General features: G+C 68.7%; 16 protein-coding genes. 11 read left to right on the top strand and 5 right to left on the bottom strand.

All coding sequences use genetic code 11. The annotated features are described in order from the left end of the window. Positions 1–20: 20 nt before the first annotated feature. Positions 21–3,974: a cobaltochelatase subunit CobN gene (locus EV147_RS18685; RefSeq protein WP_130392729.1), complete on the bottom strand. Its 3,954-nt coding sequence runs from the start codon at positions 3,972–3,974 to the stop codon at positions 21–23. Positions 3,975–4,479: 505 nt separating this feature from the next. Between EV147_RS18685 and EV147_RS18680 the strand changes: the two genes are divergently transcribed. From EV147_RS18680 to EV147_RS18665, 4 genes are all read left to right on the top strand, one after another. Continuing rightward, complete coding sequence (locus EV147_RS18680; RefSeq protein ID WP_130392728.1) at positions 4,480–4,779, top strand: hypothetical protein; 300 nt, start codon at positions 4,480–4,482, stop codon at positions 4,777–4,779. Between the two features lie 89 nt (positions 4,780–4,868). Then, positions 4,869–5,540 (top strand): alpha/beta hydrolase, encoded by a 672-nt coding sequence (locus EV147_RS18675; protein ID WP_130392727.1) that lies wholly within the window; start codon positions 4,869–4,871, stop codon positions 5,538–5,540. Positions 5,541–5,598: 58 nt separating this feature from the next. Continuing rightward, positions 5,599–5,976, top strand: a complete 378-nt coding sequence (locus EV147_RS18670) for a hypothetical protein (protein WP_130392726.1) — start codon at positions 5,599–5,601, stop codon at positions 5,974–5,976. Between the two features lie 109 nt (positions 5,977–6,085). Further along, positions 6,086–7,252 carry an ATP-binding protein gene (locus EV147_RS18665; protein ID WP_130392725.1) on the top strand — a complete coding sequence of 389 codons (1,167 nt, stop codon included), beginning with the start codon at positions 6,086–6,088 and terminating at the stop codon, positions 7,250–7,252. Here the strand turns inward: EV147_RS18665 and mdtD are convergent. Continuing rightward, on the bottom strand, positions 7,249–8,670 hold the full coding sequence (gene mdtD, locus EV147_RS18660; RefSeq protein ID WP_130392724.1) for a multidrug transporter subunit MdtD: 1,422 nt from the start codon (positions 8,668–8,670) through the stop codon (positions 7,249–7,251). The genes EV147_RS18665 and mdtD overlap by 4 nt on opposite strands. 129 nt (positions 8,671–8,799) lie before the next feature. Between mdtD and EV147_RS18655 the strand changes: the two genes are divergently transcribed. After that, positions 8,800–9,657 carry a LysR family transcriptional regulator gene (locus EV147_RS18655; protein ID WP_130392723.1) on the top strand — a complete coding sequence of 286 codons (858 nt, stop codon included), beginning with the start codon at positions 8,800–8,802 and terminating at the stop codon, positions 9,655–9,657. Positions 9,658–9,709: 52 nt separating this feature from the next. On the opposite strand, the gene EV147_RS18650 is transcribed toward EV147_RS18655, so the two are convergent. Next, entirely contained in the window at positions 9,710–10,831 is a 1,122-nt protein-coding gene (locus EV147_RS18650) for an AGE family epimerase/isomerase (protein ID WP_235844812.1), read from the bottom strand. Between the two features lie 190 nt (positions 10,832–11,021). Here EV147_RS18650 and EV147_RS18645 point away from each other — a divergent pair, with 190 nt between their 5' ends. The 3 genes from EV147_RS18645 (at position 11,022) to EV147_RS18635 (ending at position 13,023) form a co-directional block, all read left to right on the top strand. After that, complete coding sequence (locus EV147_RS18645; RefSeq protein ID WP_130392721.1) at positions 11,022–11,282, top strand: hypothetical protein; 261 nt, start codon at positions 11,022–11,024, stop codon at positions 11,280–11,282. Between the two features lie 156 nt (positions 11,283–11,438). Continuing rightward, entirely contained in the window at positions 11,439–11,714 is a 276-nt protein-coding gene (locus EV147_RS18640) for a hypothetical protein (protein WP_130392720.1), read from the top strand. Positions 11,715–11,877: 163 nt separating this feature from the next. Then, positions 11,878–13,023 carry a glycosyltransferase gene (locus tag EV147_RS18635; RefSeq protein ID WP_198680290.1) on the top strand — a complete coding sequence of 382 codons (1,146 nt, stop codon included), beginning with the start codon at positions 11,878–11,880 and terminating at the stop codon, positions 13,021–13,023. A 7-nt stretch (positions 13,024–13,030) separates the two neighbouring features. On the opposite strand, the gene hpnA is transcribed toward EV147_RS18635, so the two are convergent. Further along, the gene (gene hpnA / locus EV147_RS18630; protein WP_130392787.1) at positions 13,031–14,023 is read right to left on the bottom strand and encodes a hopanoid-associated sugar epimerase; all 993 of its coding nucleotides are present in this window, start codon (positions 14,021–14,023) and stop codon (positions 13,031–13,033) included. A gap of 235 nt (positions 14,024–14,258) precedes the next feature. On the opposite strand from hpnA, the gene ispH reads away from it, so the two are divergent. Together ispH and hpnH are read left to right on the top strand one after the other, a co-directional pair. Next, positions 14,259–15,257 (top strand): 4-hydroxy-3-methylbut-2-enyl diphosphate reductase, encoded by a 999-nt coding sequence (gene ispH / locus EV147_RS18625; RefSeq protein ID WP_130392719.1) that lies wholly within the window; start codon positions 14,259–14,261, stop codon positions 15,255–15,257. 34 nt (positions 15,258–15,291) lie between these two features. Next, positions 15,292–16,461, top strand: a complete 1,170-nt coding sequence (hpnH, locus tag EV147_RS18620) for an adenosyl-hopene transferase HpnH (RefSeq protein ID WP_130392718.1) — start codon at positions 15,292–15,294, stop codon at positions 16,459–16,461. Positions 16,462–16,513: 52 nt separating this feature from the next. Here hpnH and EV147_RS18615 read toward each other — a convergent pair whose 3' ends face one another. After that, on the bottom strand, positions 16,514–17,143 hold the full coding sequence (locus EV147_RS18615) for an MlaC/ttg2D family ABC transporter substrate-binding protein (protein ID WP_130392717.1): 630 nt from the start codon (positions 17,141–17,143) through the stop codon (positions 16,514–16,516). A gap of 196 nt (positions 17,144–17,339) precedes the next feature. Here EV147_RS18615 and hpnN point away from each other — a divergent pair, with 196 nt between their 5' ends. Further along, on the top strand, positions 17,340–20,066 hold the full coding sequence (gene hpnN, locus EV147_RS18610) for a hopanoid transporter HpnN (RefSeq protein WP_130392716.1): 2,727 nt from the start codon (positions 17,340–17,342) through the stop codon (positions 20,064–20,066). The last annotated feature ends 2 nt before the right edge of the window (positions 20,067–20,068 follow it).

Here is a 20,068-nt window from a genome sequence, read left to right as displayed (position 1 = left end):
GGAGCAACGACCAAGGGCTCCTACGTCCGTCGCCGCCACGCCACCCATGCCCCGGACCCGACCGCCAGCAGCGCCAGCGCCGCCGCCAGCCACGCGTGGCTGGTGTGGGCCGGACCGCTCGGTTGTGCGCGTGGCGTCAGCCGCTGCCCGGTTACCGTCTGCGACGGCTGGGGGGCCGGAGCCGGCGGCGGCAGACCTTGCTCCGGCCTCTCCGCCCGCACCTCCGGCGCTCCTCGTCCCGGCGCCACCACCGCATCCGCCAGCGCGCGGCCCACGGCCTTCAGGTCCACGCCGGCGGCCCGGCCGCTGCGTGCGATATGCGCCATCAGCGCCGGGTTGCCACAGGTATTGGCCGTGCACGACAACCCGTCGCGCCGCACGCTTTCCGCGTACTGGCGCAGCAGCGCGCGGCGTTCGGCGTCGGTGAAGCGGTAGCTGCCCTGCCGGTCCACTTCGAGCAGGCGCGCCAGAATGCCCTGCCGGGCGTGCGGATTGGCGTCGCGGAAGAAGGCGCGCATGCCGAGGCCGAGCTTGTCGGCCACGTAGACATCGTAGGTGCGCTGCCAGAAGGCACCCGGCGTCTGCTCCGGCACGGTGGCCTGGAACCCGTACAGGTGCTCCACCTCCCGGTACATCTCGCGGGCGCCGGCATAGCCGGACCGTTGCATCGCCGCGAGCCATTTCGGGTTCCACTGGCGGGCGTTGAGTTCGGTGGCGAGCCATGTGCGGGCATCGACGGTCTGGGTATCGCCGGCGCGGCGCAGGTTGTGCAGCCAGAGCGGCGGCGCACTGCCGGTGACCGCGCGGGTGGCGGCGGTCAGGCCGCCGGCGTACTGGTAGGTGTCGTCATTGTCGAGCGCCCCGTAGAGCGTGCTCGTGCGCGAGAACAGCACCGCCTGGTTCGATTTCAGGTGGCTGGCCAGCGCGGCGGGCGCCGTCTCGCCCCACCCTTCGGCGGAGTACGCGAAGTTCATGTAGCGCAGGTACTGGCGAGCCACGGCATCGGGCGCGCCCTGTGCGTCGCGGCTCTGCTCCACCATCTGCTGCACGCCGATTGCGTAGTTGCCGGGCTTCGCGGCGAACACGCGTGCCCGCGCCAGCCTGCTGGCGGCGTCGGGGGCCACGCCCTGCCGGACCAACTCCGCTGTCACGGCCCGATCCTGGCGGCTAATTGCATTTTCTCCGGCAGCGGCGGCCAGCCGCGCGGCCTTGTCGAGCAGGGCGATCTTGTCGCCGAAACCGTCACGGTAGATGCCCGATGTGGTCAGCAGCACGTTGACGCGCGGCCGGCCCAGTTCGGCGTCGGGGATCAGGCGCACGTCCTCCACGTCGCCGCGTGCGTTCCAGACCGGCTCGACGCCCATCAGGTACAGCGCCTCGGCCTCCATGGCGCCCTGGTGCCGCTCGGTTTCGCCATACCAGAGCACCATCGACACCGATTCGGGCCACTGTCCGCGCTGGTCGCGGTAGCGCGCCAGCGTCTGCCCGGCCATGGTCTTGCCGAGCGCCCACGCGGCGCGCGTCGGGATCTTCGCGCCATCGAAGGCATGGAGGTTGCGCCCGGTGGGCAGGCTGTCCGGCACGCGCACGGGGTCGCCGAGCGGGCCGGTGGGCAGGTAGCGGCCGGACAGCGCCGTCACCAGTGCCTCGACCTCCGCGCCGGGCGAGGCGCGCAGGTCCGCCAGCCATTGGCGCCCCGCGGCCAGCGCGCGCCGCGCAGGCTCGTCCGGCGCGGCGGGGTCGCGGCCGGCCACCAGCGCCTCGGCCCACTCGCGCAGCGTCGCCGGGGCCGCGCGTACCTGGGCGCCGAGCATCAGCGCCAGCGCATCGGCCTGATCGGCCGCCTCCGGCATCTGGCCAAGCGCGTGGATGCCCAGCGGCATCGGCTCGGCCTCGACCTTGTGCAGGAAGGCGTGGAGCACCGGCTCGACCTGCTCCCACGGCGCGTTGGCGTCGAGCCCGAGTTGCTGGTCGAGCCGCTGCGCGCGCATCTGCGCGATGGCCTGCCTGCGGTATTGCGCCGACAGTTCCGGCGCGCTGTCGCGCGTGGCCTCGGCCTGCTCGACGGCTTCGTCCAGCGCCGCCAGCACCGGCGGCTGCCCCGCGCTGGCCAGCAGCGGCGAGAGATGGCTGACCAGCACGGCGGCACTGCGGCGCCTGGCCTGAATCGCCTCGCCGCCGCCGTCCTGGATGTAGAGGTAGACGTTCGGCAGGTCGCCGAGCAGGACCTCCGAGGCATCGTCGCCAGACTGGGCCACCTGCTTGCCGGGCAGCCATTCCAGCGTGCCGTGGCGGCCCACGTGCATCACGGCATCGGCACCGAACGCGTGGCGATACCAGAGGTAGGCGGCCACGTAGGAATGCGGCGGCGGCGTGATGGTGTCGTGGGCGTCATCCATGGCCCGCGCGAACGTGGAGCGCAGCGGCTGGGGGCCGACGAACACATTGCCGAAGAACAGCCCCGGCACCACGAACGCGGGCTCGCCGTGGGCATCGCGGGCGAGCATCAGCGGGTTGCGCTCGGGCGGCCCCCAGGCGCGCAGCACCTGCTGCCGGAACGTGGGCGGCAACGCGTCGAACCAGCGCCGGTACTGCGCCATCGGCACCAGCTTGACGCGGCCGGCGCGCACCATGCGGTCGAGTTCGCCCGGCGACCAGGTTTCGATGTTGCGCCCGTTCGCATCGAGCAGGGCAGCCAGCGCGGCGGTATCGGGCAAGGCGTCGCCCGTGGCGTAGCCGGCGGCGCGCAGCCGCGCGAGGATCTGGGTCAGCGTGGGCAGCGTGGCCAGGTAGCTGGCGCCGATGTTGCCGCGCCCGGGCGGGTTGTTGTAGTAGAGCACCGCCACGTGCTTGCGCGCGGCGGGCTTGTCCTGCAGCGCGATCCAGCGTTGGACGCGGGCCACCACCGCCGCCACCCGCTCGGGCACCGCGGCACTGGCGCGGGCGCCGTCATGCGGCTCCTGCGTGGCGAACAGGATCGGCTCGGTGGCACCGCTGCGCTCGGGCGCCGTCAGCAGCAGCGGCAGTCGCTCGCCCGCGATGCCGCGCACATCGGCCTGCCATGCCGCCGCACTGTCGCGCGTGGCGACGAGGTTGATCGCATGCAGCCCGTGGCGCGCCAGCCAGTCCTTGTCCTGGGCGCGCGGAATCGTCAGGTTCAGCGCCAGCAAGACGCGCAGCGGCGTGGCGCCATCGACGGTCAGCAGCGCGTCGAGCGACGAAACCGGCCAGCCGAACACCGGCACCGCGCCAATGCCCTGCCGCTCCAGCGCATCGACCAGCGCATCGATATGGGCGAGGTCGCGCTGGCGATAGCTCGTGGCATAGAACGAGATGCCCACCAGTGGCGCATTGGCGGGCACCTGCCGCGCGGCGCGGTACCAGTGCAGGTAGTCGGCCAGCGACGTGAACGCCTGCGCCGCGCGGGGATGGTAGATGCCGGCCGCAGGCGCGGCACGCAGCGGCGGCACCGCGAGGGGCGGCGCTCCTGCGGCACGCTGGCTGGCCGCCACGAGCCACGCCAGCGCCGCGGCCAGGTTGTCGACGCCCCCGTTGTCCCAATACGGCTGGAGTTGCGCATTCGCGGCGGCATCGATGCGGATACCCCACGCGTCCTCGGCATTCTGCGCCGGCGCGGCAAACACCAGCGCGCCACGGGCCTGCGCCTGCCGCACGGCGGGCGCGCTCTGCCGCAGCGTGCCCGCAGGCACGAACCACGCGGCAATGACATCGGCACGCGCCACCGTGGCGGCATCGGGCACGCCGGCCGTGAACGTGAAGGCCGCCACGCCATCGCCATGCGCCGCGCGGAACGCGGCTTCGGCCGCTGGCAGCAGGTGGCCCTGCGAGGTCATCACGAGCACGCGGACCGGCGCCGCCTGCGCGTGGGGCAGCCCGAGCACGACGCACGCCAGCCATGCGAGGAAAGCGAGGCGCCACAGCGGGCGGACGAGTTTGGCGGGGAGCGGAGGCACGAAGCGGGCGAAGAGGCTTGGGGGGGCGTGAGAGGCGCGCGGCACGGCGCGCGGCAGATTCTACCCGCCCCGCCTGAAGCGGCCCAGGATCGCCGGCCAGCTTCCGGCCCACGCCCCGTCGTGCGACCGATTTCAAACGCGTGTGCGGAACGCAGCCAGCCCCACCGCATTCCGGACAGTGGGCATGTGGTTTTTTTGCCGATGGGAGAATTCGCGCTGCAGCGCGCCGCATTGCGGCGCAAACGGCACCTTTGACCACAATCGGCAAAAGCGCCGGGCGCGCGAATGTAAAAAAGACAAGGCCGGGTGCGGCGCATTGCCAGACCCGGCCTGATGGGCGGTCAATCTACCTCACCTGCGCGCGCGCGGCAATCGGTCCTGTGGGGGACCCCACATCGTCCATGGTGACCCATCGTGTACCTTTCCCCGAATCGTCTATATTTGACCGCATGGCGCACACAACCGAATGAATCACCGCCGTAGACAGCCCCGGGAGGTATATGCCATGCGTTCGCTTGCAAACTTGTTCAGTCCGCCGACGCCCGAGAAGATCGCTGAAAAGGAACTGCAAGACATGAGGCTGACGCTTTTCCAGGCAGAACGCCGCCTGCTGGAAGCGCAGATGCAAGTCGATTATTACCGCAACATGATCGCCTTCCTCGAGGAAGTGGGTACCGTGGGTGTGGAAGGCGTGGCCGACCGGCGCACTGCCCTGCCCCCGGCACCGTCCACGCCAACCCTGCACGCGCCGCAGCCCACCCGCTCCGCGCCGGGCCTGGCAACGATTGTTCCCACCGCCGCCTGATGCGGCCTGACTGACAGGCATCGATGCCACAGGCCCCGCCCGGGGCCTGTGCGATACTGGCCGCCCTTTCTGCCCCTCCAGGACCGGCCATGAGCAACCTGCTGCCCGCGATCGAAATCGAAACCGCGCCGAATCCGGCGTACGCCGTCATCTGGATGCATGGCCTGGGCGCCGACGGCAGCGATTTCGTGCCCGTGGTACCGGAGCTGGGCCTGCCCGATGCACCGGCCGTCCGCTTCATCTTTCCGCACGCCCCGGCCATTCCGGTCACCTGCAACGGCGGCTACGTCATGCCCGCCTGGTACGACATCTACTCGCTCGACGAAGCCGGCCGGCAGGCCGACGAGGCGGGCATCCGCCAGTCCTGCGAAGCAATCCGCGCCCTGATCGCCCGTGAGAACGCGCGCGGCATTGCCACCAGCCGCATCGTGCTGGCCGGCTTCTCGCAGGGCGGTGCCATTGCCTACACCACGGCGCTCACGCATCCCGACACGCTGGCTGGCGTGATTGCCTTGTCCACGTACATTCCGTCCACCGCGCTGATCGCGGCCAGCGCCGCGCCCGCCAATGCCAGCACGCCGGTCTTCGCCGCCCACGGCACCGAGGACGAAGTCGTGCCGCTGACGCTGGGCACCCGTGCACGGGACTACCTGACCGCGCAGGGCCAGCCCGTGGCCTGGCACACGTACCGGATGCCACATTCGGTCTGCATGGAAGAGATCCAGGACATCGGCCGCTGGCTCGGGGAACGGCTGGCCTGAGCGCCGCGATCGGCGGCTGCGCTACCATGGCGCCGCCAACGATTGAGAACCTTCCCACATGATTCCCGCCTCGCCTCCGCCCCGCATCGACTTCAATACCCGCAAGGCGCTGATGTTCGCGCTGATGGCCGAACGGCTATCGGCGTTCTACGAGCATGGCCAGTGGATGACCGAAGCCCAGGGCGCCACGCTGGCCGGCAACTGGCTGTCGCGCTCCAAACTGCAGCTGGCGCTGGCCGAGCGGCGCCAGCTATCCGACCTCAGCGACCAACTGGCACGCCAACTGGCCGGCACCCTCTCTCGTGAAGCCGGTCTCTACGCCTCGCACGAGATGATGGAAGCGCTCGATCCCAACTACCAGTCCGCCTTTGCGCACGACATGCTCGACGAATGCGAGCGGATGCTGCGCGAGCACGGTGTCGATCCGGACCACTAGGGTTTAAAGTAGTTAATACGTCACTTTTAGGGCGGCGCGCGGTCCGTTTTATTGACTTTTATCCCGATTTCCATAAATTATCCGGAATGAAATAATTCCGGATAAATCGATGCGGTACTTCACCCGGCCCGACCTTGCCGAGCAGATTGCCATCCAGCTTCAGGGCCAGGCCGTCTTCGGCGATGCCCACAACGGCCTGTTCCTGGCCGCCCCGCGGCGCACCGGCAAGTCGATGTTCCTGCAGCACGACCTGCGCCCTGCCCTGGCCACCCGCGGCTGCCTCGTCATCTACATCGATCTCTGGTCCGATCAGCGGCGCGACCCCGGCGACCTGATTGCCGAAGGGATTGCCCAGGCGCTGGCCGACAACCTTGGCGTGGTGGCGCGCGCCGCCCGCAAGGCCCGCGTCGAGAGCGTGACGATTGCCGGCACGTTCCGGATCGATGCGTCGAAGATAGGCAAGGTGGATGGCGCCACGTTGCCGGCTGCGCTGGAAGCGCTGCACCGGGCTTCGGGCAAGCCGGTGGCGCTGCTGATCGACGAGGCCCAGCACGCGCTGACCAGCGAGGCCGGCGAGGTGGCCATGGCGGCCCTGAAGTCCGCGCGCGACCAGATGAACCGGCCCGAGCAGATTGCGTTGATGCTGGTGATGTCCGGTTCCGACCGCGACAAGCTGCTGCGGCTGGTGAACTCCAACAAGGCTCCGTTCTACGGGTCGTCGATCCACCAGATGCCTACGCTGGGCAAGCGCTACGTGGAGCACGTCGCCGCGCTGATCGCCGAGCAACGCCCCGAACTGGCGCCGGTGGACCACCAGACGCTGCTCGACGCCTTCCAGCTGTTTGGCGAGCGTCCGCAGTTCTTCCATGCGGCCATCGGCGAGGCCCTGAATCCGCTGGAGGCCGACCAGGGGGAGCGCTTCGAGCGGCGCGTCCTGGCCAGGGCGATGGCGCGGCGCGAACAGGACGCCGCGCAGATGCGGGCCGACTTCCTGGGCCTGCGCCCGCTGGAGCGGGCCGTGCTGTGGCGCGTGCTGGAGGTGGGGAGGAATTTCCGGCCGTACGATGGCGAGGCGCTGGCGTTCTATCGGGCACAGTGCCCCGGCCTGGCCATCACGGCGCCGAAGGTACAGGCCGCACTGGAAAGCCTGCGCGACCGCACGCCATCGCTGGTTTGGAAATCGGCCCGTGGCGAATATTCCGCCCACGACGCCGCCATGCACGCCTGGTTCAGTGGCCTCGTGGCCGAGGGCGGCTGGCCGCCATCGGACGGCTAGGCCGCGCGCTTGACGCTGCCGGGGTTGAGCCGCTCTGCGTCCAGCCGGCGGAACACCAGCGCGGACATCAGCGTGATGATGCCCACCGTCAGGAAGGCCAGCCGGTAAGCCGGCGCTGCCGCGCCGAACTCCGCAGAGAACACGCTGACCAGCCCGCCGCCGATCGTGACGCCAAGTCCGATCGCCAGCATCTGCACCATCGAGAACAGGCTGTTGCCGCTGCCGGCATCCTCGCGTGACAAACCCATGAGGGTGACGCTGTTCATGGCCGCGAACTGCATCGAGTTGGCCGCGCCGAAGACGGCAAGCTGGAAGATCGAGGCCGCCAGCGGCCAGCCCGGCGACATGGCCGCGAACGACGCCATCGACGCGCCGACGATGACCGTATTGACCGTCAGGAAGGTGTCGTAGCCGAAGCGGTTCACCAGCGGCACGATCCAGCGCTTGGAGATGGCCCCGGCAATGGCCACCGGCAGCAGCATCAGCCCCGAGTGGAACGGCGAGTAGCCCAGTTGCAGCTGGAACAGCAGCGGCAACAGGAACGGCACCGCGCCCGAGCCGATACGGCTGATCAGGTTGCCCGCCAGCCCCACGCTGAAGTTGGGCTCGCGGAACAGGGCCAGCCGGAACAGCGGCGTACGGTGCCGCCGCGCATGGGGCAGGTACAGCAGCGCGCTGGCCACGCTGACCCCCAGCAGCAGCGTCGACCAGGCATCGACGGTGCCGCGTTCGAGCGCCAGCGAGAACGTGACCATGCACAGCGACAGCAGCCCGCAGCCGATCCAGTCGAACGGCGGCGCCGCGCCGGTCTCGCCCTCGGGCAGGTAGCGGCGCACCGCGAACAGCCCCACCAGCCCCACCGGCACGTTGATCAGGAAGATCCAGTGCCACGACGCGCTCTGCACGAGCCAGCCGCCCAGCACCGGCCCGAAGATCGGGCCCACCTGGCCCGCCACCGAGACAAACGCCAGCGCGGCGATGTACTGCTCGCCGGGCACGTTGCGCAGCACCGCCAGCCGCCCGATCGGCAGCAGCATCGAACCACCCACGCCCTGCAGCACGCGCGCAACGATCAGCTGGTTGAGGGTCTGGGCGCTGGCGCAGAACACCGAGCCCAGCACGAAGATCAGGATCGCGCAGAAATACACGCGCCGCGTGCCGAAGCGGTCCGCCAGCCAGCCCGAGGCCGGCGTCAGCAGTGCCATGGTCAGCGTGTAGGCCACCACCACGGGCTTGAGGTCGAGCGGCTTCTCGCCAAGGCTGTGGGCCATCGCCGGCAGCGCGGTGTTGAGGATGGTGGTGTCCAGCGCCTGCATGAAGAAGCCGGCGAAGACGATCCAGAGCATGGCTTTCCGGGCGGCGGCGTCGGGTGGCGCGGAGGTGGCGGATGCGGCGGGTGCGGCGGGGGTGTGAGGCATGGGGCAGGTATCGCTGAAGCATGTCCGGGTAATCCCGGATTCATGGCCACATGGTACGCACCGGCCGCTCCATCGGGAACCCCGCAGGACCGATTGACTATCATCGGAAAATCCGATGACAATGCGCCGATGCTCAATCCCGTCTGGATCCAGACCTTCGCCACGGTGGCCACGGCGCGCAGCTTTACCGACGCCGGGCGCCAGCTCGGGCTCTCGCAGTCGTCGGTCAGCGACCATATCCGCCGCCTGGAACAGAGCGTGAACCGCCGGCTGTTCGTGCGCGATACCCACTCGCTGGCGCTCACCCCTGATGGCGAGGCGCTGCTGGTGCATGCGCGGCTGATCCTGGAGAGCCTGGCGCGCGCCGAGCAGCAGTTCGGCGGCCCGCGCCTGCAGGGACGCGTGCGGCTGGGCTGCTCAGAAGACCTCGCGCAAGGTCCGCTGCCAAACCTGCTGGCCGCATTCCGCGCCACGCACCCCGACGTCGAACTCGAGATCACGATCGGGATGACCAGCAAGCTTTATGAATGGATCGAGGCCGGTACGCTGGACCTGATCATCGGCAAGCGCCGCGAGGGCGACCGGCGCGGCGTGGCGCTGTTTCGCGGCCGGCTCGAATGGCTGGCGCGGCCCGGCACGGTGGTCGATGCGGGCCAGCCGCTGCCGGTGATCCTGGTCAATGAACCCAGCGTGACCCGCTCGGTGGTGCTCGACACGCTGGCCGCGGCGGGCTGGCGCTGGCGCATCGTCTGCACCAGCAGCAGTCATTCGGGCTGCATCGCGGCGGCGCGCGGCGGCCTGGGCATCACGGTACGGGCGCAGAACCTGACCGGCGGCGGCCTCGTGCCGCCCGTCAATGTCGAAGTATTGCCGCCCCTGCCAGATGTCGAATTCATCACACTGGCGGCGCGCCGCCTGACGCGCCCGGCCGAGACGCTGCTGCAGTTGATTCGCAAGAGCGACCTGCGCGCGCCGCGCGCTGACTGACGCTGACTGACGCTGAGTGACGCTGAGTGACGCGACGGACGCTGACAGGCGTTCAGGCCCCCGGCAGCACCAGCCGCAACGCCTGCCAGGCGGTCAGCAGGTGATAAGGCGTGGTCGATGGCATCTCGGCGCGCACCACCTCGCCATCGGGCGCCAGGCACTCGTGCCAGCCATCGGCATGGAGAAAGCGGGCAAGGAACTGGTCGATCCAGGCTTCCAAGTCGGCCAGCGGCGCCGGGTCGTTGTCGGCCAACGCCTGCACCACCAGCGCCCGGGCAAACTCGGTCTGCGCCCAGATGCGCTCGGTGGCATCGAGCATGGCGCCCTGCCCGTCCAGCGCGGCGCTGACGCCAAGCGTATGGGCCGCCACGCCGTGCCGGCGCGCGAAGCCATAGGCGTGCCGCAGCGCCGATGCCAGCGCCGTACCGCCGAACAGCGACGGCGCCATCATGACCAGCGAGAACCATTCGAACTGGTGACCCGGCTCGATGCGGTTGCCAGCCGTGCCCTGCGGCAGTTCCGCCACGCAGCCGTTGCCGGGGTCGACAAAGCCCGCGTGCACGGCCTGCGCAATCGCGCGCAGCCGGTCGGCGTAGGCCGGCTCGCTCGTGGCGTCGAGCGCCGCCAGATAGGCTTCGGTCAGGTGCATGATCGGGTTCTGCAGCACGCCACTGCCGTTTTCCGCGAAGTTCTCGGCCAAAGCGGCGTGATAGAGCCCGTTGCCATCAGCAAACCGGTCTTCGATCACGGCGAGCGTCTGCCGCATGGTGTCGAGTGCAGCGGGCTCGCGGCTGGCCTGGTAGTAGTGCGCGCAGGCGAACACCACGAACGCGTGGGTATAGAGATCACGCGTGCTGTCGAGCGGCGCACCCTGGGCGTCGATGCTGTAGATCCAGCCGCCAGCCCCGTCACCGAAATGGCGCTTCAGCGATGCAAACAGCGTGGCCGCATGCGGCAGGTTGCCGGCCGTGGCAAACACGTAGAGCTGCCGCGCGCACGCCATCGCCCGGTAGCGCTTGTCGGGCAGCGGCTGGCCGCTGGCGCCGTCGAGCGCCTCGTGGGCCAGTTGCAGGCCCGGGTTCCAGCCCGCCTGCGTCCAGGCCGGCAGGATGGCCGTGTCGAAATGCGCCAGCAGTGCGGTAATCCGTTCGGCAAGAGGAGGCGAGGCGAGCATGAGTTTTCGCGGTGAGGGCGCGGTGGAAAGTGGACCCGACGATGCGGGCCAGAAACGATAGCAGGCGCCGCGCGCCGTGCAAAGGCCGGCGACGCCGCACCGCATCATTTGGGACTGGCATTGGCTTGTGGCTTTGCTATGTTGGAAGTCCACCGGCCCGCCTCTGCCGTGGCCGTTTCGGAGAAATGCCATGTCGACCCATCCGATGTCCCTGACCGACCATCGCCGCACGCTGGTCATGCATGTGCTCGAAGACCCGCCCGGCCGCTATACATGGCGCATCGTGGTCGAGGAGAAATGCGGCGGCGCCGACTGCGACAGCACGATCGAGGCCCATGGCGACTACGCCTCGCATGCCGAGGCCGAGGCCGCCTGCTGGGCGGCGGGCAACAGCATGCTCGACGGACAGCGCGCGGCCACCGACATGGGTGCAAGCCGGCTGACCCATTGACCACAGGCTGTGACACGCCCGTGAAATCGGTGAGATTGCGTGACATTGGGCCGCAATGTGGCCCAAATGCGGCCCAATGAGCGCTTGAAGCGCTGCTTCGACCCTTGAACCGGGCGTCGGTGCGTCTTAGGCTGATAACTCAGAAGGAGACAAGCGATGGACAAGCCGACCGTAAGCCCCAGCCGCTTTGTGGAAATCCTGAACGAGCGGCTGACCCGCCATCCCCTCTACCGCGAGGGCATGCGCGTCTATGCCATTCCGGCCCATGCCGAGCATCCGCGCAGCCTGGTCTGCGTGGGGCCGCGCGGCACCGAGGGAATCTGCGCCACGATCGAGAACATCGTGCGTGGCGAGTGCGATGTCTTCCCGGACATTGGCCAGGATTTTCCCCGCCGCCCGGCGCCTCCGGTGCACGAGCAGCGCATCCGGTAGCGGCAACTGCGTACCACCACCCGGCGGGCCCCGAAAAGGCCCGCCGGTTTCATTTGCGCGCCGCAACGGACAGCCGCGCAGCGCGCGGTGCGCCTGCTGGCTACAATGGCTGCCGCGCGCCGCCACGCTGGCGCCCCCACGCCATTCCTCTCGAAAAGCCAAGATGCTGCTATTTGGATGTTCCCTGCTGACCCTGCTGGTCTGGTGCGTGCTGGTGTTTGCGCGCGCCGGCTTCTGGCAGGTGCGCAAACCCGCCCCCTCGCCGGCGCCGGCCGCCTGGCCGCCCGTGATTGGCGTGATCCCCGCCCGCGACGAAGCCGACGTGATCGCCCGTGCCGTGACCGGCGTGCTGGGCCAGCGATACGCGGGCCGGCTGCACCTTGTGGTGGTGGACGACCACAGCACCGATGGCACCGCCGACATCGCCCGCGCGGCGGCGGTGGCGCTCGGCAAGGCCGATGCGCTGACCGTGATCGGCGCCCGCGACCTGCCTCCGGGCTGGAGCGGCAAGGTCTGGGCGCAGTCCGAAGGGCTGGCCGAGGCCGACCGCCAGATGCCCGACGCCGGCTTCGTGTTCCTGACCGATGCCGATATCTGGCATGGACCGAACACGGTCACCGAACTGGTTGCCCGCGCCGAACACGAGCAGCGCGACCTGACCTCGCTGATGGTGCGGCTGCGGTGCGAATCGTGGTGGGAGCGCCTGATCGTGCCGGCTTTTGTCTTCTACTTCGCCAAACTCTATCCGTTCCGCAGCGTGGCCGATCCGCGCAGCAAGGTGGCGGGCGCCGCCGGCGGCTGCATGCTGGCCCGGCGTTCGGCATTGGCCCGGATCGGCGGTTTCGCCGCCATTCGCGGCGAGTTGATCGACGATTGCAGCCTGGCGGCCCGCATCAAGGCGGGCGGATCGATCCGGCTGGACCTCGCCGACGACAGTATTTCGCTGCGTCCCTACGACGACTGGGAGAGCCTGTGGAACATGATCGCCCGCAGCGCCTACACCCAGCTTCACTATTCGCCATGGATGCTGCTGGGCGCCACGCTGGGCATGGTCCTGACCTACCTCGCCCCGCCGGTATTGGCGCTGGCAGGCGGCGCGGCGGCATGGCCGGCCTGGCTGGCGTGGATGCTGATGGCCGTCAGCTACCGCCCGATGCTGCGCGAGTACCGCCAGCCGGCGTGGCTGGCCCCGCTGCTGCCGCTGACCGCGCTGTTCTACCTGGGCGCCACGCTTGACTCGGCGCGCCGCTACTACCTGCGGCGCGGCGGGCAGTGGAAGGGGCGCGCGCAGGCGCCCGTCCGCTCCTGAACCCGGACTATTTCAGGTAGCCGTTGTCGCGGAACCAGCCCAGCGCGTCGCGCAACCCTTCCTGATAGGGGCGCGGCGCGTAGCCCAGTTCCTGCCGGGCCTTGGCCGAAGTGAAGAACATCCGGTAACGCGACATCTTCAGGCCGTCAACGGTGACGAACGGCTCCTTTTTCGTGAAGCGGGCCACTGTTTCGGCAACGTGCGCGAGCGGATAGAGGGGCCAGCGCGGCAGTTCGATGGTGGGCGCCTTGCGTCCCGCCATCCCGGCAATATCGGCCAGCATCTGTCGCAGCAGCACGTCCTGCCCGCCTAGGATGTAGCGCTCCCCGATGCGGCCTTTGTCCAGCGCCAGGAAATGACCGTTCGCCACGTCGTCCACATGGGCCAGGTTCAGGCCGGTGTCAACGAAGGCCGGGATCTTGCCCGTGGCGGCCTCGACAATGATCCGGCCGGTTGGCGTCGGGCGCACGTCGCGCGGGCCGATCGGCGTGGACGGATTCACGATGACGGCCGGCAGTCCCTCTGCCACCAGCCGCTCCACCTCGCGCTCGGCCAGCACCTTGCTGCGCTTGTAGGCGCCGATGGCCTCATGGCCCGCCATGGCGGCGGTTTCATCCACCGGCCCGGTGGCGCCAGCCACGCGCAGCGTGGCCACGCTGCTGGTGTAGACGATGCGCTCCACGCCGGCGTCGCGCGCCGCTTCCATGGTGGTCACCGTTCCGTCCACGTTGGCCCGCACGATGTCCTCGGGGTCCGGCGCCCAGAGCCGGTAGTCCGCCGCCACATGGAACAGGTAGCGCACGCCGGCCATGGCGCGCGTCATCGAGGCGCGGTCGCGCATGTCGCCCTCCACCACCTCCACCGGCAGGCCGGCAAGGTTGGCGCGCGGACTGGTGGCGCGAACCAGCACCCGCACCTGGAAACCGCGTTCCAGCGCCTGGCGCATGACCGACGAACCGAGGAAGCCCGAGGCCCCTGTCACGAGAATGCAATTCTGAATTTCAAATCCCCTGGAGACGATAGTTGCGAGTTTGGCGACAATGCCATGGAAAGCGGCGATAACCCGACAAAATTGGCATGCCTTTACGCCAAAATGTAATTGTTGGCAGGAGCCAACGCGCAAACATGAAAATCCGACCCGGTATATAGTACCCACCGTAACCGGCAAAGTGATGCTGGGAATACCAGACAATAATGTTTTTGAATCTTCACAAGTGGGTCGGGGGGCCGTCTCGATGCAGGTGATCCTTGCCCAGCCCAGGGGCTTCTGTGCTGGCGTCGTCCGGGCGATCGACATCGTCGACCGCGCCCTGCTCAAGTATGGCGCGCCGGTCTATGTCCGACACGAGATCGTCCACAACAAGCATGTGGTCGACGGGTTGCGGCAAAAAGGCGCACGTTTCGTCGAGGAGCTGGACGAAGTGCCCGATGACGCGGTCACCATCTTCAGCGCCCACGGGGTTTCCCGCGAAATCGTGGCCGAAGCGCGCCGGCGCGAGCTGCATGCACTCGACGCCACATGCCCGCTGGTGGTCAAGGTCCATACCCAGGGCCGCCAGTACGCCGCCGCGGGGCGCCACGTGATCCTGATCGGCCATGCCGGCCACCCCGAGGTGGTCGGCACGATGGGCCAGATCCCGGCGCCGGTCCATCTGGTCCAGTGCGAAGCCGACGTGGCCCGGCTGGACCTGCCGGCCGATGCTCCGGCCGCCTATATTACCCAGACCACGTTGTCGGTGGACGACACCCGTAATATCATTGCGGCGCTCGGCAGGCGTTTCACCAATCTGGTGGGCCCGAATACGCGCGATATCTGCTATGCCACGCAGAACCGGCAAAGCGCGGTACGGGAACTGTCGCAGCGTGTGGACGTCATTCTCGTGATCGGCGCGTCGAACAGTTCCAATTCGAACCGGTTGCGCGAGATCGGCACCGAGAGCGGCGTGCCGAGTTACCTGATCGCCGACGGCAGCGAACTCGACCCCGGCTGGGTGCGGGACGCGAACGTCGTAGGCATTACCGCGGGCGCCTCGGCGCCCGAAAGCATGGTGGAAGACGTCATCGCGGCCCTGCGCCGCCTTGGTCCGGTCGAGATTTCGACCATGGAAGGGATCGAGGAACATGCCGAATTCCGCCTCCCGGCTGAACTCGCCGATGCAACGCTGGCCCCAGGGGCCAGGAAGACCACTGAAATCAGTGACGCCCGGCTGGTTGCCCACACGGTAGCCGGCTGAAGCGAAAAAGCTGAACCTAACAGGAAGCACCCCCTTGGCCATCCCGTTTCTGCAGGTCGCCCGCGTAGGCGCCTACATCGCACGCAAGCATCTCTCCGGGCAAAAGCGCTACCCGCTGGCCCTGATGCTCGAGCCCCTTTTCCGCTGCAACCTGGCCTGCTCCGGTTGCGGCAAGATCGACTATCCGGACCCCATCCTGAACCAGCGCCTGTCCGTGGCCGAGTGCCTGGAAGCGGTGGACGAATGCGGCGCACCGGTGGTGTCGATCGCCGGCGGCGAGCCGCTGCTGCACAAGGACATGCCCGAGATCGTGCGCGGCATCATGGCGCGCAAGCGCTTTGTCTACCTGTGCACCAACGCGCTGCTGCTGGAGAAGAAGATCGACCAGTACGAGCCGAGCCCGTACTTCGTGTGGTCGATCCACCTCGACGGCGACCGCGAGATGCACGACCACTCGGTCAACCAGGAAGGCGTCTACGACAAGTGCGTGGCGGCCATCCGCCTGGCCAAGGAGCGCGGCTTCCGGGTCAACATCAACTGCACGCTGTTCAATGACGCCAAGCCCGAACGCGTGGCGAAGTTCTTCGACTCGGTCAAGGCCATGGGCGTGGACGGCATCACGGTGTCGCCGGGCTATGCCTACGAGCGCGCGCCGGACCAGCAGCATTTCCTGAACCGCAACAAGACCAAGCAACTGTTCCGCGACATCCTGTCGCGTGGCCGTGCGGGCAAGAACTGGGCGTTCAGCCAGTCGACGATGTTCCTCGACTTCCTGGCCGGCAACCAGACCTACAAGTGCACGCCGTGGGGCAACCCGGCCCGCACCGTGTTCGGCTGGCAGCGTCCGTGCTACCTGGTGGGCGAGGGCTACGTGAAGACGTTCAAGGAACTGATGGAAGGCACCGACTGGGACGCCTACGGGGTTGGCAACTACGAGAAGTGCGCCGACTGCATGGTGCACAGCGGTTTCGAGGCCACCGCCGTGGCCGACACGTTCTCGCACCCGCTCAAGGCCCTTGGCGTGACGCTGCGCGGCGTGAAGACCGATGGCCCGATGGCCCCGGACATCGCGCTGGACAACCAGCGCCCGGCCGACTACGTGTTCTCGCGCCACGTGGAGATCAAGCTGGCCGAGATCGGCAACCTGAAGAAGGTGCAGGGCAGCCGGGCGGAAAAGGCCCAGGCGGCGGCGCAAGCTCACTGAGTTGTTGGACTCCCCTCTCCCGCCATGCGGGAGAGGGGCGCACCCCCCTACTTCACCGGCTGTTGTGACTGGTCAGATACTTGATCAGCCCATCCACGCCATCCCGCGCCACGATGTCCGCGAACTGCTTGCGGTACACCTCGATCAGCCAGGCGCCCATCATGTTGATATCGTAGATCTTCCAGCCGTCGGCGCCTTTCTGCAGGCGGTAGTCGATCAGCATCTCGTCGCCGTTGTTCAGCACGCGCGTGGCCACCACGGCGTCGTTGGCGTTGTTGCCGCTGCGGGCCGGCTTGTACGTGAACTTGGGACTTTGCTCGCGCAGTTGCGAGAGCGAGATCGCGTAGCTGCGCACCAGTAGCGCGGTGAACTGCTCCTGGAGCTGTTTCTGCTGCTCCGGCGTGGCCTGTTTCCATGCATTGCCGACTGCCAGGCGCGTGGTACGGCCGAAATCGGTGTAAGGCAGGAAGTCGCGCTGGACGACGGCGGTAATTTTTGCAAGATCGCCGGCGCGGGTCTCGGGATCGGTCTTGATCTTGGTGATCACGCCTTCGACGGCCGACTGCACGAGCTTGTCGGGCGACGCGCTGGCCTGGGCGTGCGCGGGGGACACCACGGCGACCATGGCCACGGCGGCAATGGGGGCGATGATGGCGGCGGGGAACATTCCGTAACGGTTCATGACGTATCGATGCACTGCGGCCGGGCTGGCCAGTCGGGCCAGTATATAGCGGATCGCGCGGTCCGCCGGGCGGCGCGGGAGGCGCCAACCGCCTTCCAGCCGCTATACTCCGGTTGCCGCCCGCGCACGCCCCCCGTACGTCCGCCACACATCCGCCGTACCTTCTGCCGCAGCGGGCGCCGTAGACACAGGACCCATGATCAGACCGCTGCTCGTTCGCACCGTCAAATTCGCCACCGTTCACGCCTGGCTCGTGATCGGCATCTCGCTGTTGCTGACCGCCGCAGCCGGCTATTACGCGGCACGCAATTTCGCCATCAATACCGATATCAGCCGCCTGCTGGAATCCGACGCCCCGTGGGCGCGGAACGACGCCGCGATCAGCGCCGCGTTTCCGCAGCGCGACAAGATGATCCTGGCCGTGGTGCAGGCACCGGCGAAGGAACTGGCCGATGCCGCCGCCAGCGAGCTGGCCACCGCGCTGCGCCAGGAGCCGAACCGCTTCAACGCCGTGAGCCAGCCCGGCGCCGGGCCGTTCTTCGAGCGCAACGGGCTGCTGTTCGCCAGCCAGGCCAGCGTCGACGACATGGCCGACAAGCTCACGCAGGCCCGCCCGCTGCTGAACAACCTGGCCCGCGATCCCACGCTGCGCGGCCTCTCGGACCTGCTCACCACCACGCTGGCACTGCCGCTGCAGCTCGGGCAGGTGAAGCTGTCCGATATGGACAAACTACTATCTGAGAGCGCGAAGACCGTCGACGGCGTGCTGGCCAACAAGCCCGTGGCACTGTCGTGGGCCGGGCTCGTCGACGACAGCCTCAAGCCGAATGCCGATGGCCGCGCGTTCAGCTTCGTCACGGTGTCGCCGGTGCTCGATTTCAGCGACCTCAAGGCCGGCGCCGTCGCCAGCGACGCCATCCGCGCCGCCGCCGGCAAGCTCAAGCTGGCCGAGCGCTACAACGCCCAGGTGCGCCTGACCGGCCCGCAGCCGCTGGCCGACGACGAGTTCGCCTCGGTCAGCGAGGGCGCGGCGCTCAACGGCATCCTGACGCTGCTGGTGGTGATCGGCATCCTGTGGATGGCGCTGCGCTCGGCGCGCCTGATCACGGCCGTGCTGGTCAGCCTGATTGCCGGGCTGATCATCACGGCGGCGCTGGGCCTGCTGATGGTGGGCGCGCTGAACATGATCTCGGTGGCGTTCGCGGTGCTGTTCGTCGGGCTTGGCGTCGATTTCGGCATCCAGTTCGGCGTGCGCTACCGCGCCGAGCGCTGCGAGCACGGCGACCTGAACGAGGCGCTGACGCTGGCCGCCCGCGACGTGGCCGGGCCGCTCACGCTGGCCGCCGCCGCCACGGCCGCCGCGTTCTTCTGCTTCCTGCCCACCGACTACCGTGGCGTGGCCGAACTGGGCAAGATCGCCGGCGTGGGCATGTTCGTCGCGTTCGCCACCACGTTCACCACGCTGCCGGCACTGATCCGCGTGCTGGCGCCGCCGGGCGAGAAGGAAATGCCGGGCTTCGGCTGGCTGGCCCCGGCCGACGCGTTCTTCGAGCGCCACCGCAAGGGCACCCTCGTCGGCGTGCTGTTCGTGCTGGTGGCCGGCGCCCCGCTGCTGCCCCACCTGCGCTTCGATTTCGACCCGCTCCACCTGAAAGATCCGCATTCGGAGTCGATGGCCACGCTGCTGGCGCTCAAGGACGCCCCGCAGGCCGGCACCGACGACATCAAGGTGCTCGCCCCCTCGCTCAAGGACGCCGAGCAGATCGCGGCACGGCTCGCCAAGCTGCCCGAGGTCGAGCGCGTGGTCACGCTGAAGACGTTCATCCCCGACGACCAGGCGCCCAAGCTGGCCACCATCGCCGCGCTGTCCAAGACGCTGATGCCGGTGCTCACGCAGCCGACCGGCGCCCCGGCCAGCGATGCGCTGCGCGTGGCGGCGCTGCGCAATGCCTCGCGCCAGCTGTCGCTGGCCGCGCTCGACCATCCGGGCCTCGGTGCCGCCTCGGCCGAGCATCTGTCCCGCGCGCTCAAGCAACTGGCCGATGCCACGCCGGCCATGCGCGACCGCGCCGAGCAGGCCATCGCCCTGCCGCTGCGCCTGGCGCTGGCCTCGCTGCAGCGCGCGCTGCAACCGGAGACCGTGACCCGCCAGACGCTGCCGCCCGAACTGGCGCGCGACTGGCTGGCGCCCGATGGCCAGGCGCTGGTCAACATCAGCCCGAAACTGCCGCCGCCGGGCGCGAACAACGACGCCGCCCGCGAGGCCGCGCTCGACCACTTCCTGGCCGTGATGGCGCGCGTGCAGCCCGACGCCACGGGCGGGCCGATCGCCATCAAGGGCTCGGCGGACACGATCATGACCGCGTTCATCCACGCCGGCGTCTGGGCCGTGATCTCGATCACGGTGCTGCTGTGGATCACGCTGCGGCGCGTGGGCGACGTGGTGCGCACGCTGATCCCGCTGCTGGTCTCGGGGCTGGTCACGCTGGAACTGTGCGTGGTCTTTGGCATCTCGCTGAACTTCGCCAACATCATTGCGCTGCCGCTGCTGCTGGGCATCGGCGTGGCGTTCAAGATCTACTACGTGATTGCCTGGCGCCATGGCAAGACCAAGCTGCTGCAGTCGAGCCTGACCCACGCGGTGCTCTACAGTGCCGCCACCACGGCCACCGCGTTCGGCAGCCTCTGGCTGTCGCACCATCCCGGCACCGCCAGCATGGGCAAGCTGCTGGCGCTGGCGCTGGTCTGCACGCTGGCCGGCGCGGTGTTCTTCCAGCCCATCCTGATGGGCCGCCCCCGGCGCGAGCTGCCGGGGCGCGGGGAGCCGCTGGGTCCGTCTCTTCCCCCACTTACGGTGGCTACGACCATGGCACAATCTGCCGATAAGTCTGCAGGAGCCGATTCCGGCAAATCTCCGCGGTGAGT

Source organism: Cupriavidus agavae (genome assembly GCF_004217045.1).
Taxonomy (GTDB): Bacteria; Pseudomonadota; Gammaproteobacteria; order Burkholderiales; family Burkholderiaceae; genus Cupriavidus; species Cupriavidus agavae.
This window is presented reverse-complemented; position numbering and strand designations above follow the sequence as displayed.

Coding starts and splice junctions, on each gene's coding strand:
- EV147_RS18680 (WP_130392728.1), top strand. CDS start 4,480: ATGCGTTCGCTTGCAAACTTGTTCAGTCCGCCGACGCCCGAGAAGATC.
- EV147_RS18675 (WP_130392727.1), top strand. CDS start 4,869: ATGAGCAACCTGCTGCCCGCGATCGAAATCGAAACCGCGCCGAATCCG.
- EV147_RS18670 (WP_130392726.1), top strand. CDS start 5,599: ATGATTCCCGCCTCGCCTCCGCCCCGCATCGACTTCAATACCCGCAAG.
- EV147_RS18665 (WP_130392725.1), top strand. CDS start 6,086: ATGCGGTACTTCACCCGGCCCGACCTTGCCGAGCAGATTGCCATCCAG.
- mdtD (WP_130392724.1), bottom strand. CDS start 8,670: ATGCCTCACACCCCCGCCGCACCCGCCGCATCCGCCACCTCCGCGCCA.
- EV147_RS18655 (WP_130392723.1), top strand. CDS start 8,800: ATGCTCAATCCCGTCTGGATCCAGACCTTCGCCACGGTGGCCACGGCG.
- EV147_RS18650 (WP_235844812.1), bottom strand. CDS start 10,831: ATGCTCGCCTCGCCTCCTCTTGCCGAACGGATTACCGCACTGCTGGCG.
- EV147_RS18645 (WP_130392721.1), top strand. CDS start 11,022: ATGTCGACCCATCCGATGTCCCTGACCGACCATCGCCGCACGCTGGTC.
- EV147_RS18640 (WP_130392720.1), top strand. CDS start 11,439: ATGGACAAGCCGACCGTAAGCCCCAGCCGCTTTGTGGAAATCCTGAAC.
- EV147_RS18635 (WP_198680290.1), top strand. CDS start 11,878: ATGCTGCTATTTGGATGTTCCCTGCTGACCCTGCTGGTCTGGTGCGTG.
- ispH (WP_130392719.1), top strand. CDS start 14,259: ATGCAGGTGATCCTTGCCCAGCCCAGGGGCTTCTGTGCTGGCGTCGTC.
- EV147_RS18615 (WP_130392717.1), bottom strand. CDS start 17,143: ATGAACCGTTACGGAATGTTCCCCGCCGCCATCATCGCCCCCATTGCC.
- hpnN (WP_130392716.1), top strand. CDS start 17,340: ATGATCAGACCGCTGCTCGTTCGCACCGTCAAATTCGCCACCGTTCAC.